The sequence below is a fragment of the Roseateles sp. L2-2 genome, assembly GCF_050613215.1.
Lineage (GTDB): Bacteria > Pseudomonadota > Gammaproteobacteria > Burkholderiales > Burkholderiaceae_C > Roseateles > Roseateles noduli.
This window is the reverse complement of record NZ_CP192509.1, coordinates 2,900,790-2,914,732: the sequence shown is the minus strand read 5'-3', so window position 1 is coordinate 2,914,732 and position 13,943 is coordinate 2,900,790. Positions and strand designations below refer to the sequence as shown.

Sequence of the window (13,943 nt, the reverse complement as noted above, 5' to 3'; positions counted from 1 at the left end):
CGGAATGAGACCAGGCGCCGCCGCGTCGGCTTCGAGCCCTGCCCCATGGGTTCAGCGCTTCGGCGCTTCAACCGCCGGCACATGGCTCGCCGCACTGCTGTTCATCGCCCTCCCTTTCATTGCGGCGAACATCTTCACCAAGCTGTTCATACCTGACCCCGGCCTGCGAGAGTGGCGCAACCTGATCAAGGCGCTGGTGCTCGTCGCCGGGTACTGGGCTTACGTCCGCTACTGGGAACGGCGTCCAGCGCGCGAGTTGTCCGCCTTCGGGGCCGGCCCCGAACTTCTTGCCGGCCTGCTGCTGGGCGGCCTGCTCTTCTCCTGCGTGGTGGCCATCCTGACTGCCGTTGGCGCGTATTCGCTGGAAGCCGTGGGGACGCCCGGCGACCTCGGCGCGGTGCTCGTGAGCATGGTCCCGAAGATTGCAGCCGGTGCGCTGATCGAGGAACTCCTGTTCCGGCTCGTGCTGCTGCGACTGCTGGAGCGTTCGTTCGGCGCCGCCTGGGCGCTGGCGATGTCCAGCCTCCTCTTCGGTCTGGCCCACCTGGGCAATGCGGGCGCGACGCCACTGATCGGTGTCCTGCTCGGGTTGGAACTCGGCCTGCTGTTCGGAGCCGCCTACCTGCTGACGCGCCGGATCTGGCTGTGCACGGCGCTGCACTTCGCCTGGAACTTCGTGCAGGGCGCCGTGTTCTCCATCGCGGTCTCCGGTCACTCGGGGGAGTCCTGGCTCCACGGCACGCTGTCCGGCCCGGCCTGGTTGTCCGGTGGCGCCTTCGGCGCCGAAGGATCCGTGGTGGCGATCGTCCTCTGCCTGGCCATGACCGGCGTCCTGCTGACGCTCGCACACCGTCGAGGCCGACTCATCCCCACGGCAGCTCAGTAGCCAAACTACAAACGAAAACAAATCCGCCGCCCAATATCTATAGGCAAACGGCGTGACTTGGTAGTTTTCCTACGCTTCTCCGTCGCATGCCCGCTTAGAGTGGTGGCACTTCTCCGATCCGGAGAAGCGGCCATGGCATGCAGTCGATTGGCCGACACCAGCCGCCCCGCGACGAGGGCGGCGGTCGATCAACACCGGAGACCCCCATGCCCCAGCTGCCCTTCCCGAGCCGCCGGCTCGCCCACGCCCTGACGGCCGCCGCCGGCCTCGCCCTGGCCGCCGTCGGCGGTCCCGCGCAGGCCCTGAATCCGAACAGCACCTCGGTGCAGATGTTCGAGTGGTCCTGGCCCGACATCGCCACCGAATGCACGCAATGGCTGGGCCCCAAGGGCTTCGGCGGCGTGCAGATCTCGCCGCCCGGCGCGTCCAAGAACGCCAACGGCTGGTGGGGCGTTTACCAGCCCGTCAACTACACCAACCTGACCAGCCGCATGGGCACGCCCGCGCAGCTGCAGAGCATGGTCAACGCCTGCCACGCGGCCGGCGTGCGCGTGTATGCCGACATCGTCGTCAACCAGATGGCCGACGGCAGCGGCACGGCCACCGACGGCTCGACCTGGAACGCCGCGACGCTGAGCTATCCCTTCTTCAGCGCCAACGACTTCCACGCCAACTGCAACATCAACGACGCCGACTACAACTCGCCGTCGGGCCGCAGCAACGTCCAGAACTGCCGCCTCGGCGGCCTGCCCGACCTGGCGACCGAGAGCAGCTACGTGCAGGGCCAGATCGCCAACTACCTGAAGTCCCTGCTGGCCATGGGCATCGACGGCTTCCGCATCGACGCGGCCAAGCACATGCCCGCCGGCGCGTGGACGTCCATCATGAGCGCCGTGAAGGCGACCTACCCCAAGACGCTGCAGGGCGAGGACATCTGGATCACGCAGGAGATCATCAACGACGGCGAGGTGGACCGGCCCAGCTACCTTCCCATCGGCACGATCAACGAGTTCCAGTTCCCGTACGCGATGCGTGACGTGTTCCGGGGCAACAACGGCAACACCCTGTCCAGCCTGCCCGGCATCATGGGCACGTGGGGCAACTGGGGCGGCAGCTGGGGCTTCCTCCAGCCGCAGAACGCCACCGTCTTCGTCACCAACTGGGACACCGAGCGCAACGGGAGCTCGCTGAACATCAACAACGCGGCGAGCAACGACGCCGCCAACCAGCGCTACACGCTGGCCAACATCTTCATGCTGGCCCAGGGCTATGCCGAGGCGCAGCTGTACTCCGGCTTCAAGTTCAGCAACACCGACGCCGACCGGCCCACCGCCAGCCCCTACAGCGGTGGCGTGCCGCAGATCAATGTGGTGTGGGACTTCGCCCACCGCTGGACGCCGCTGGCCAACATGGTGGGCTTCCGCAACGCCAGCATCGGGCAGGCGCAGCAGAACTGGATCGTCGGCGACAACGGCAACCAGGTCGCCTTCAGCCGCGGCAACGTCGGTTTCGTCGCGCTGAACAACAGCGGCAACGCCTGGACGCGCAGCTTCGCCACCGGCCTGTCCGCCGGCACCTACTGCAACGTCGTCAACGGCTCGAAGAACGCCGCCGGCACCGGCTGCACGGCCGACACCGTGACCGTGGACGCCGGCGGCAACGCCAGCTTCACGGTGCCCGCCAACTCCAGCGGCAGCACGCCCGCGGTGGCCATCTACACGGGCCAGAAGGTCAGCGGCGGCGGCACCGCCAGTTGCGCCGTGACGTTCACGATCGCCAATGCCAACACGGTGGTCGGCCAGAACCTGCGCGTGGTGGGCAGCGTGAGCGGACTGGGCGCCTGGGCGCCGGGCTCCGGCTTCGCGCTGACCATCCAGGGCTCGGGCGCCAACGTGCCGTGGACGGGGACCGTCACCCTGCCCGCCGGCACGGCCGTCCAGTACAAGTACGTGAAGTGGAACGGCTCGACCGCCGTCTGGGAAAGCAACCAGACCACCGGCAGCGGCAACCGCGAGTTCACCAGCTGCGCGAGCGGCTCGCAGGCCCGGTCCGACGGCAACTTCAAGTTCTGAACGCGGGCCTGGCAAGGAAGCCGGACGTAACAGTCCGGCCCGCAAGCCTCGCATACGATGGGCCGGTCCTTCCCTCGGAAAAGATCGCGCCCCTCCATGACTCCGATTCAGCAATGGCATGCCACCCGCAGCCTGCGCCTGCTGGTGCAGACGCTGCGCGACATGATGGTCTCGATGGGGCCGCTGCTGCTGCTGGGCGGCGGTCTGCTCATCGCGGCCTACTGGTGGCTGGATCCGCAGCCGCCGCGCCAGGTGCGCCTGGCCACCGGTCCGACCGGCAGCGCCTACGCCAACTTCGGCGAGGGCTACGCGAAGGCGCTGGCGCGCGAGCGCATCCAGGTGACGCTGATCGCCAGCGAAGGCGCGCAGGACGATCTGGCCCATCTGCGTGCCGGCACGGCCGACGTGGGCTTCGTGCGCGGCGGCATGGCCGATCCGGTGGCCGACACCGAGGCCGGCATCGTCTCGCTGGGCAGCCTGTTCTACGAACCGATCTGGGTCTTCTACCGCCGCGACCTCGGCATCGCACGCCGCCAGCCCGGCGGCGAACTGCAGCGCCTGGACCAGCTGCGCGGCCTGCGCGTCAGCGTGGACCAGGACGGCAGCGGCGTCCCGCAGATCGTCGAGCGGCTGCTGACGCTGAACCATCTGAAGCCCAGCGATCTGCGCCTGTCCAACCTGTCGCCCGACGACGCCGGCGCGGCCCTGCGCGAGGGCCGGCTGGACGCCGCGGTGCTGATCTCCGCGCCGCAGTCCCGCCTGATCCGCGCGCTGCTGCGCGACCCGGCCATCGCGCTGATGGCCTTCGAGCAGAACGAGGCCTACTCGCGCCACCTGCCCTTCCTGTCCACCGTCACGTTGCCGCGCGGCGTGGTGGACCTGGCCGCCGATCTGCCGCCGCACGACGTGCCGCTGCTGGCCACCACCACCGCCCTGCTGGCGCGCGAGCAGACGCACCCTGCGCTGCGACAGCTGTTCGCGCAGGCGGCCCTGGGCCAGCACAGCGGGGCCGGCTGGTTCAACGGCGCGCGCGACTTCCCCAACACCCGCACCAGCGAGCTGCCGGTCAGCGCCGAAGGCGACCGCGCCATCAACGGCACGCCGCCGGCCTGGGCGCGCTACCTGCCCTTCTGGGCCGGCAACCTGCTCGAACGCATGTGGCTGGTGGTCGGCGGCCTGCTGGTGCTGATGCTGCCGCTGTCGCGCGTGGTGCCGCCGCTGTACACCTTCCGTGTGCGCTCGCGCGTGTTCCGCTGGTATGCGCGGCTGCGCGAGGTGGAAGCCAGGCTGGAAACCGGCACCGGCCAGCGCGAGGACCTGCTCGACGAGCTGGATGAACTGGACCGCGTCACCCACCGCATCGCCGTGCCGCTGTCCTATGCCGAAGAGCTCTACGCGCTGCGCAACAACATCTATGCGGTGCGCAAGCGGCTGCTGGCGCAAGGCGCCCGGCAGACGGACAAGCCGGCGCCGACCGACTGATCGCGGTCGCGGTCGCGGTCGCGGTCGAGCCTCTCAGAGCGCTTCGACCAAGGCCCTCGCCGCGCGCAAGTCCGCCGTGCCGAAGCCTTCCTTGAAGCGGACGAACACGGGTTCGAGCGCCGCCAGGGCTTCCCGCGAACGGTCCTGCGTCTGCCAGTGGCGCGCCAGGCTGGTCGCGGTGCGCAGTTCCCAGGAAGCCGCCTCCTGCTCCCGCGCCAGCGCGAGCGATCGCTGCAGCAGCCTCTCGCCGCGTGCGCCTGCATCGCCTGAGCGCTCCCGCAGCGCGCGCTCTCCGAGCAGGCGGAACGCCTCGGGGGCGCACCATCCCACCATGCCGGACTCGACGCGCTGGATGCAGCGCGGCGTCAGCCAGCGCTCGTCGAGCGTGGCCAGATGATCGGCCAGCACCGGCTCCGGCTCCTCGAACCAGCTGGCGTCGGCATCCGCGGGGACCTCGCCGCCTTCGCGCAAGGCCACCATGGCGCGCAAGCCCCGGCTCCAGCGCAGCCAGTGGGAGAACCCGAGCAGCCTTTCGAGGTCGACGAGCTGGTTCGCCAGCAGCCTCGCCGGCTCGGCCAGACCGCTCCACAGGGCGATGACGAGCGAGCCCATCGAGATCACCTGGCAATGCGCCAGGGGCGAATCGGTGAGCGCGTGCTCGATCGCCTCCTGCGCCATCGCGGCGGCGCTGTCCGGTCGCCCCTGCATCCACAAGGTCCTCGCCAGCGTCACGCGCATGGACACGCGGAGCTCGACGGGCGACGGGTGGTAGCTCAGCGGAATCGTCCGCCACGATTCGTTCAGCACGCCGCGCGCCCTGTCGGCGGCGAGGGAATGCCGACCCGCGAAATGCAGCGTCTGCGCCTGGATGCGGCTCGACACGAGGCGCGCGACGGGATCCTCGATGCGCCCGGCGAGCGCCTCCATCCTGTCCGCCCAGACCGCCCCCTCCTTGAAATCGCCGCGGAACACCGCCATCGCCCACAGGCCGTTGCAGCCGGCGAAGCGCTGCAGCAGTTGATCCCCGCTCGTCAGCGAATTCGCCGCCGTCTCCAGCGTGAGCGTCAGCGACGCGTCGGCGGCCAGGCCCAGGCAGGCGATGAGGAAGGTCAGCCGCTTGCGACTCGCATCGGCATCCGCCGGATCGAGCGCCGAGCCGGGGCCCTCGCCGTGGCGCGCGATCGCGTCGATCGCCCGCCTCACGCGGTCGGTGAATTCGTCGACCAGCAGCATCTGACGCCCGATCGCAAAGCCGGCGATCGTCAGGTCCACACCCAGCGCGACATCGCCGTCCGCCGTGAACGCCCAGTCGAGCGCGGCGCGGATGTCGTCGATCAGCGGCGAGTAGCGCGACATCCACTGCTGCCGGGTCATCCGGTTCCAGGCGTCGTCGGCCTCGGCCAGCACGCCCGACAGCCAGCGCGCATGGCGCCGGCTCACGCGATGACGCTCACCCGCCTCGTCCAGCTTCTGGCCGGCATACGCGCGCGTCGTGTCGAGCAGGCGTCGCAGCGCATGATTGCCGCCGCGATCCGGGGCGACCAGCGACTTGGCCATCAGATCCAGCAGCAGGTCCTGCATGTCCTCGGCGTCGGCCGCGTCGACGTACGCCACGACCTGCTGCGCCGCCTCCGCGCTGAAGCCGCTGCGGAACACCGACAAGCGGCGCAGCACGGTCTGTTCCTCGGGCGAGAGCAGCCGATAGCTCCATTCCAGCAGGGCCGACAGCGTGCTGTGCCTGGCGGGCGCGTGGCGACGCCGGGCCGGCAGGTGGAGCAGCAGGCTCTCGAGCTGGTCCGACAGGTCGGCCAGGCCCAGCGAGGCCACGCGCGCGGCAACGATCTCGATGGCCAGCGGGATGCCGTCCAGCCGGGCGCACAGCGAGACCAGCTGCGGCATGTCGGCGTCCGTCAACACGAAGCCGGGCGATGCGGCCTGCGCGCGCTCCACAAACAGGCGCAATGCAGGGAACGTCATCGCCTGGTCGGCGGCGACCGTCTCGCCGGGTTGCGGCAGCCGCATCGGAGGAAGCCGGTAGATCCATTCGCCGCGCGCGCGCAGCGGCTCCCGGCTGGTGGCGAGCACGGCCACCCGTGACCCCGCACCGCCGAGCGCTTCGGCCAGCTCGGCGGCCGCGTCGAGCACGTGCTCGCAGCTGTCGAGGACGACCAGCGCGCGGCGCTCGTTCGCCCATTGCTGCAGGACGGCATGCGCGGAGGTGTAGCCGGTCAGGCAGCCCACCGTCGAGGCGACCCGCTGCGCGAGCAGGTCGGGATCGACGACCGGCGCCAGATCCACGACATACACGCCGTCCGGATAGTCGTCGGCGGCCGCGTGCGCCGCGGCCACCGCGACCGTGGTCTTGCCCATGCCGCCCGCCGCGAGGAGGGTGACGAAGCGATGCGCCTCCAGCTGCGTCACCACGCGGGCGATGGCGTCCTCCCGGCCGAGGATGTCCAGCCGCCTGGCCGGCAGCGCGGTCCGCGGCGCGCTGGCGCGGCTGGCGTCCATGAGGGTGAAGCGCGGTTCCGCGTCGTCCGGATGCCAGGCCACGTACCAGGCTGACGAATGCAGGCCCAGCGCGTGGTTGATGTCGCCCACGCGCGCGCACAGGCGCTCGACGCTGTCGTCAGGAGCGGCCGCGCCCGACGCCGCGAGCTGCGCCGGCGAGAGGCCGGACGGCGCGGCGGCGATCGCCGCGAGCAAGGCGATCGCCGGGGCGTCCAGGTCAACCGCATGAGCGCCGACGTGAAGCCCGGGCGGCGCGCCAGTCAACAGGAAGGGCCCGAAGGCGAGGGGTTCGGTCTCGCTCATGATTCAGGCTCGCATGGTCGCACCGGTGCACGCGCCCAGCCGTGAATTTGCGTGAATCCTGCAGGACGCAGCCGCCCGAGCGTCGCGCAATAGGTATGGTGACGCCCATGGTTGCCTCTCTGAACTCCGACCTCGCCGAGCGCATGGACCGTCTGCCGCTCACCCGGCTGCACGTCCTGGCCATGTTGACCTGCGGGATCGGCATGACGATCGACACGCTGGAGATGGCCTTCGGCGGTGTGCTCGGCACGGTGTTCTCGACGCAATCGCCGCCGGTGCCGCCCGGCCAACTGGGCCTGCTGCTGTCCGCCGTCTTTGTCGGCGCCGTGCTGGGCGCGCCACTGCTGGGCTGGTGGGCCGACCGGCACGGACGACGCGGCGCGCTGGTGGCGCTGATGCTGTGGATCGCGCTCACCTCGCTCGGGGCCGCGATGGCCGACGGCGTGGGCCAGCTCACGCTGTGCCGCTTCCTCGCCGGCCTCGCGCTCGGCGGCTATCCGCCCATCGTCATTGCCTACCTCACGGACCTCCTGCCGCCGCAGCGTCGCGGCACGCTCATCTTCCTGAGTCTCACGCCGTCCCTGCTGGGACCGCCCGCCGCCATCTTCATGGTGCGCTGGCTGGGCCCGCTGCAGCCGCTCGGCCTGGAAGGCTGGCGCTGGGGCTTCCTCGTGGGCAGCGCCTGCGCGCTGCTGTCCGCCCTCTCCTTCCTCGCGCTGCCGGAATCGGCGCGCTGGCTGCGCACGCGCGGCCGGAACGACCAGGCCGAAGCGGTCCTGCAGGCCTTCGAGCGCTCCGCCACCGTGGTGGCGGCCCCGCCCGATGCGGGCGCTGCGACACCGGTCGAGCAGGTCGCGCCCCCCCCAGCGCCGCCGCACCGGCGCTGGCTGGCCGTCGTGGGCCTGTTCTCGCTCAGCCCGTGGGCCACCATCGCCTTCCCGCTGCTGACGGGCGCGGTGCTCGCCCAGCGAGGCTTCCGGCTGGATGCGGCGCTGCTCATCTTCGGACTCTCCTCCATGGGTCCGCTGCTGGGCACCCTGCTCGCTTCCGCGGTGATGGACCGGATCGACCGTCGCCTCGCGATGGCGACCTGCATCGTCGCGATGCTCGCCTGCGGCGCGGCCTTCAACTTCAGCACCGGGACCGCCTCGCTGATCGTGGCGATGGCGCTGTTCAACCTCGCCGTATCACTCTACGTGCCGCTGCTCACGGTCTACAGCGCCGAGCTCTTCCCGACCCGCCAGCGCGCCTCGGCCACGTCCATCGCGTGGTCGATCAATCGCCTCGGCGGCGCGCTGGGACCGCTGCTGCTGGTGCCGACGCTGCGCGGCGCAGGGCCGGCCGTGATGTTCGCGGTCGTCGCCGCGAGCCTGGTCGCGACCCTCGGCGTGCTGGCCGCGTCGCCGCGCGGACTGGAACGCCAGACGGTGAGTTGACGGTCCGGTTGAAGGGTCTGTCGACGGGCGGGTCGACCCGCTGATGGACGGGTCAGCTGACGGCGTCACCAGCGGCCTGCAAGGCCATGGCGCGCCGCACGTCGACGCATCCGCGGCCCTCCGTGATGGCGGCCAGCACCTCACCGAGCAATGCCTGTGCGGCGTCGTGCCGGCCGACAGATCGCCACAGCGCCGCCAGGCTGGTCGCCGTGCGCAATTCCCAGGCCCGGGCGCCCTGGCGGCGCGCCAGCGTCAACGCGCGCAGCAGCAGCGCCTCGCTGCCCAGCCGCTCGCCCTCCACACGCAGCACCTCCGGCGCGCACCAGCCGACGATGCCCGCCTCCACCCGCTGCAGGTCGCCCGGTCGGACGAATCGAGGCGCCAGCGTGCCGAGCATGTCGGACTGCATCTCGTTGATGCGCTCGGTATCGCCGAGCCGCGCGCGCAACGCCGCCACGTCCAGACCGCGCAGGGCGAGCGCCTTGCAGTAGAGGTGGGGCCAGGCGATCCAGAAACTCTGGAAGTGCATCAGCTCGTGGTCGATCAGGCGTGTGACGAAGCCCAGCGCGCGCTCGTCGTCCCCGCGCCAGAGCAGGATCGGGATGATGGCCAGCGACAGCGCGTGGCTGAGCGCGAACGGGTGCGCGCCTTCGCAGAAGCGCAGCAGCTCCAGCGCGCGGTCGAGGGCCTCGTCGGCGAAGCCCTGCAGCCAGCGGATGCGCGCCTGCAGCACGCCCATCGACACGGGCAGCGGCATCTGCATGTAGGTGCCGGCGCGCCAGGGTCCGGCGTGCTCCAGGACCCGCACGCTGCCGGCCCAGGCCGTCTCGTGCTCGCCCAGGTAGTGCCGGCCGAGCGCATCGAAGCGCAGGCCGGTCAACGTGGCGGCGGCATGGGTCGGGTCCAGCGGATCCACCGGCAAGGTCGCGAAGCGGTCGGCCCGCGCGACGACCGTCGGGTAGTCGCCCCGCCCGAACGCGTTGACGCACAGCGCAAACAACGCCAGGCGCTGCTGCTCGGGCGACCCGATGCGCCGGGCCAGCGCGTCGAGCTGCGAGGGCAGCTCGGCGGGGACCGCACGATCCAGCAGGGCATGGCCGCCCATCATGCACACCAGGGTCAGCAGTCGAAGTCCCAGTTCGGACTCGAGCTCGCCGTGCGCCTGCAGGGCCGGGAGCGCGTCGAGCGTGCGCGGCAGCAGCTCGTCGATCAGGCCGATCTCCAGCTGCAGCCGGCCCGACTCGACCAGCAGCTCCGCGCCGAGGAGGCGATCGGCACCGGGTCCGTGCGCCCAGTCCAACGCGGCGCGGACGTCCGGTATGGCGGACGCATTGGCGGATCGCCAGGCCATGAGGCGGGTGCGCGGGTCGCGCAGCTCCGCATTCGCTCGCCCGAGCGCGGCGCGGATGCTCAGCGCGTGGCGTCGCCTCACCGCGTGGGCATCGCCGTCCTCGATCAGCCGCTCCGCCGCATAGATCCGGGTGACGAAGAGCAGGCGATAGCGGGCATTCCCCCCCGGCTCCAGCTCGACCAGCGAGCGCGACACCAGATCGAGGACGCAGGCGGTGACGGTCCCGGGCGCGATGCGTTGGCAGCCGGCGACCTCCGCGGCTGCCTGGAGATCAAAGCTGGCCCGGAAGACCGACAGGCGATGCAGGACGGTGCGCGTCACCTCGTCCAGCAGGTCGTAGCTCCAGTCGAGCAGGGCCTGCAGGGTCTGGTGCCGCGGCAGCACGGTGCGGCGGCCGCGGCGAAGCAGACGGAACACGTCGTCCAGCCGGTCCGCGAGCGCGTGGATGCCCAGACTGCCGACGCGCGCCGCCGCGAGCTCGATGGCCAGCGGCATCCCGTCGAGGTGGCGGCAGATGGTGATCGCCGCGGCCAGGTTCGAGGACGAGAGACGGAAGTCGTGCGCGCTCGCGGTGGCGCGCTCGACGAACAGCCGCAGCGCCGAGAAAGCCAGCGCGTCCTCGACGTTGGACGCGGTCTCCACGGGCGGCACGGCCAGCGGGTCGAGTCGATAGACCGCCTCGGATTCGGCGTCCAGCGGCTCGCGGCTGGTGGCGAGGATGCGGACCCGCGGTGCGATGCGCAGGACGCGTTCCGCCAGGTCCGCGGCGGCCGCGGCGAGGTGTTCGCAGTTGTCCAGGACGATCAGCAGGTCGCGCGGCGCGATCGCCTCTTCCAGGATGGACCACGTGCACGGATCGGGCGCGGTGACGCCGATCGCACCCGCCAGCGCATGGGGGACCATCGCCGGATCGTCGAGCGGCGCCAGGTCGACGAAGCAGGCGCCGTCGGCATGCCGCTCGATCGCGTCGCCGGCGAGCGCGAGCGCGACCGTCGTCTTGCCCATGCCCCCGGTCGCCACCACCGTGACCAGCCGGGACCGTTCCAGCTTGGCGGCGATGACCGCCAGTTCCTGCTCGCGGCCGACCACGCCGGTCAGCCGATAGGGCAGCAGGCGCGGCGTCATCGGGACGGCCGCCGGCGCCGCCTCGGGGATCGGACGGTCGACGTCCGTCGTCGAGACGTTCATGACGAAGCTGTAGCCGCGGCCCGGCAGGCTGGCGATGTAGCGCCTGCCGTCCACGCTGTCGCCGAGCGCCTTGCGCAGCGCGGAGAGGTGCACGCGCAGGCTCGACTCTTCCACCACCGTGCGAGGCCAGACCCGCGCGAACAGCTCGTCGTGGCTCACCACCTCGCCGGCCCGCTCCACCAGCGCGATCAGCAGGTCCAGCGCCCGCCCGCCCAGGCGCACGGCCCGCCCGTCGTCCAGCAGCAGCTTGCGCGCCGGGTCGAGCGTGAAGGACCCGAAGCGCTGCACCTTCGCGAACGCGAAGTCCGGCGCCGGTGCGGGAGTCACGTCGGACATGGGACTAGAAGTCGTGGCGCAGCGTGGCCACCCACGTGCGCGGCGCGTTGTAGTTGGCCGCGTCCACGTCCACCGACGGGATCATGGTGCGCAGCACCACGTGGGTCCGGTTGGTGACGTTGCGCACGCGCACCGAGAAGGTCCAGCCGCGATCGGGGCTGGACCAGCTCGCGGCGAGATTCAGGTAGGTCTGCGGCTCGATCGCGAGGGCCGCGGTGTTCTGCACATCGGCGTACTGGCGCGACAGGTGCTGCAGCGTCGCCGTGAATTCCAGCGCCGAGCCGTCCTGCAGCGGCTGGACATGGCCGAGCCGGGCCGACAGCGACACGTGCGACGCATACGGCAGCTCGTTGCCCACGTAGTTGCTGATGGCCGCGCCGGTGGGATTGGCGAACGCCTCGATGCGGCTGCGCAGCAGCTCCACGGCCAGCGCCAGCTCGGTGCGCTCGGCCAGCTTGGCGGCCAGGTCGATGTCGGCGCCGTAGGTCTTCGCGCGGCCGGCGTTGACCAGCACCTGGTCGGGCACCGTCACGCCGTTGATCACCGTGTTCTGCAGCGAGGCCAGGTATTGCCCGTACCGGTTCAGGAACAGCGCGACGTCGGCCGTCAGTCGTCCGCCCGCCAGGCGCCATTTGCTGCCCAGCTCCCACGTGCTGACCTTCTCCGGGCGGGTGGCGTAGGTCGAGGCCGTCTCGGACGCCGTCGCCCGGTTGAAGCCGCCGAACTTCTGCCCCATCGCGAAGCTGGCGTAGAGGAAGTGGTCCTCGTTGCGCTGCCAGTCCACGCCCAGGCGCGGCAGCAGGCCGCGGCTGGAGGTCGACAGGTCCGTCGCGTCGTAGACCTGCTGCGTGCGCTGCTGGTCGGCGTCCAGGGTCCAGAAGCGGTTGTCGCCGGTCTGCTTCGTCCGGTACGCGCGCAGACCCGCGGTCAGGCCGAACGCCTCGGTCCACGCGTAGTGCGCCTGCCCGTAGAGACCGACATCGGTGGTCTCCAGATGGGTCTGCCCTTCCGTGTCGGCGCGCGCCCTCGGCGGCAGCGGGATCTGGTCCACGATACGGTCGAAGTCGAAACGGTCGGACACCAGCATCAGGCCCGCCGTCCAGTCCAGGCGGTCCTGCTTCGCCTGCAGCTGCAGCTCCTGCGAGAAGGCCTTCTGTTCCACCGTCTGGGTCAGGAGGTAGCGCAGGACCGCCTTCCCGCCGAGGTCGGCGATCGTCGGGTCGTCCTTGTACGCGCGGTAGCCCGTGATCGAATGGACCTCGATGCCGTCGCCCAGCGGCTGGCTGACCTTCAGCTGCAACCCGCCGGACACACGCTTGAACGGCCCCGGCGTCGCGGTCACGAAGGTCACGCGCGGCGACGACTGCGGGTCGTTGAGCGGGAAGTTGCCCGTGTTGGTGTCCGAGGTGTCGCGCAGGCCGTCGACCGCCAGGATCGCGTCCAGCCCCGACGGCTGCTTCAGGCGCAGCTTGGCGCGGAACTGCGTCGCGTCGAGCTTGTTGACGCCCTCCCCCGTGGACGCGTTGTAGCCGAAGCCGTCGTTGCGGCGGCTGGAGAGCGCCACGCTGCCCGACAGGGGACCGTCGCCGATCGGACCGTTGACGTAGCCGTGCACCTCGGCGTCGCGGTAGTTGCCCACGCTCACGGAGCCCCACGCCGACGGCGTCCGGGTCGGATCGATCGAAATGACCCGCACCGCGCCGGCGGTCGAGTTCTGGCCGTACAGCGTCCCCTGCGGTCCGCGCAGCACCTCGATGCGGGCGATGTCGGGCAGGTCCCAGAGCGCGGTCGCATAGCCGCGGATCAGCGGCACGTCGTCCACGTAGATGCCCACGGCCTGGCTCATCGCCGGCACCGACACGCCCATGCCGCGGATGCCCACGGCCTGCGGCTGGTTGCTGAAGCCGTTGGGCACGGTCACGCCGGGCACCGTGCCGACCAGGTCGCTGAGCTGGGCGGTGCCGCTCGACTCGATGGCGCGCTGGTCGACGACGCCGACCGACAGCGGCGTCCTGCCGAGCACCGTCTGCTTGCGTTGCGCGGTGACGATGACGGGCTGCATCGTCACGGTCGGAGCCATGGCAGACGCAGCCGCCTCGGGCGGCACGGCGGCGTCCTGCGCGAGCACCGGGACGGCGGGCCCGGCGAGCAGCACGCCGACGATCACCCCGGACGCGCCGCCCTGCCAACCCTTGCTGATTCCCCCGTGCCCCATGCCTGCTCCGCGACTCACTGATTCGATGTGGGCGCGCCGACGGGGCGCGCAAGGCGGGCATGATCGCCGCGGCGCGGTGCCGGGCCGCGTGAATCGGTGTGAAATCTGGTGACGGGGTCAGCCGAGGTCAGCCGAGGTCAGCCGAGGTCAGCCGAACTCAGCC

The 13,943-nt window shown here is 71.1% G+C and carries 7 protein-coding genes; 4 read left to right on the top strand and 3 right to left on the bottom strand.

Annotated elements, in window-relative coordinates; all coding sequences use genetic code 11:
• Positions 1-4 precede the first annotated feature (4 nt).
• From ACQZ13_RS13050 to ACQZ13_RS13040, 3 genes are all read left to right on the top strand, one after another.
• The gene (locus ACQZ13_RS13050) at positions 5-886 is read left to right on the top strand and encodes a CPBP family glutamic-type intramembrane protease (protein ID WP_431052536.1); all 882 of its coding nucleotides are present in this window, start codon (positions 5-7) and stop codon (positions 884-886) included.
• Between the two features lie 206 nt (positions 887-1,092).
• Positions 1,093-2,958, top strand: a complete 1,866-nt coding sequence (locus ACQZ13_RS13045) for a carbohydrate-binding module family 20 domain-containing protein (protein ID WP_431052534.1) — start codon at positions 1,093-1,095, stop codon at positions 2,956-2,958.
• A gap of 96 nt (positions 2,959-3,054) precedes the next feature.
• Positions 3,055-4,440, top strand: coding sequence for a TAXI family TRAP transporter solute-binding subunit (locus ACQZ13_RS13040; protein WP_431052532.1), 1,386 nt, complete (start codon positions 3,055-3,057; stop codon positions 4,438-4,440).
• A 33-nt stretch (positions 4,441-4,473) separates the two neighbouring features.
• On the opposite strand, the gene ACQZ13_RS13035 is transcribed toward ACQZ13_RS13040, so the two are convergent.
• The gene (locus ACQZ13_RS13035) at positions 4,474-7,254 is read right to left on the bottom strand and encodes an ATP-binding protein (RefSeq protein ID WP_431052530.1); all 2,781 of its coding nucleotides are present in this window, start codon (positions 7,252-7,254) and stop codon (positions 4,474-4,476) included.
• 107 nt (positions 7,255-7,361) lie between these two features.
• Here ACQZ13_RS13035 and ACQZ13_RS13030 point away from each other — a divergent pair, with 107 nt between their 5' ends.
• The gene (locus ACQZ13_RS13030) at positions 7,362-8,690 is read left to right on the top strand and encodes an MFS transporter (protein WP_431052528.1); all 1,329 of its coding nucleotides are present in this window, start codon (positions 7,362-7,364) and stop codon (positions 8,688-8,690) included.
• Positions 8,691-8,742: 52 nt separating this feature from the next.
• On the opposite strand, the gene ACQZ13_RS13025 is transcribed toward ACQZ13_RS13030, so the two are convergent.
• Both ACQZ13_RS13025 and ACQZ13_RS13020 read right to left on the bottom strand, forming a co-directional pair.
• The gene (locus ACQZ13_RS13025; protein WP_431052526.1) at positions 8,743-11,565 is read right to left on the bottom strand and encodes an ATP-binding protein; all 2,823 of its coding nucleotides are present in this window, start codon (positions 11,563-11,565) and stop codon (positions 8,743-8,745) included.
• A gap of 4 nt (positions 11,566-11,569) precedes the next feature.
• Complete coding sequence (locus ACQZ13_RS13020; protein WP_431052524.1) at positions 11,570-13,780, bottom strand: TonB-dependent receptor; 2,211 nt, start codon at positions 13,778-13,780, stop codon at positions 11,570-11,572.
• Positions 13,781-13,943: the final 163 nt, after the last annotated feature.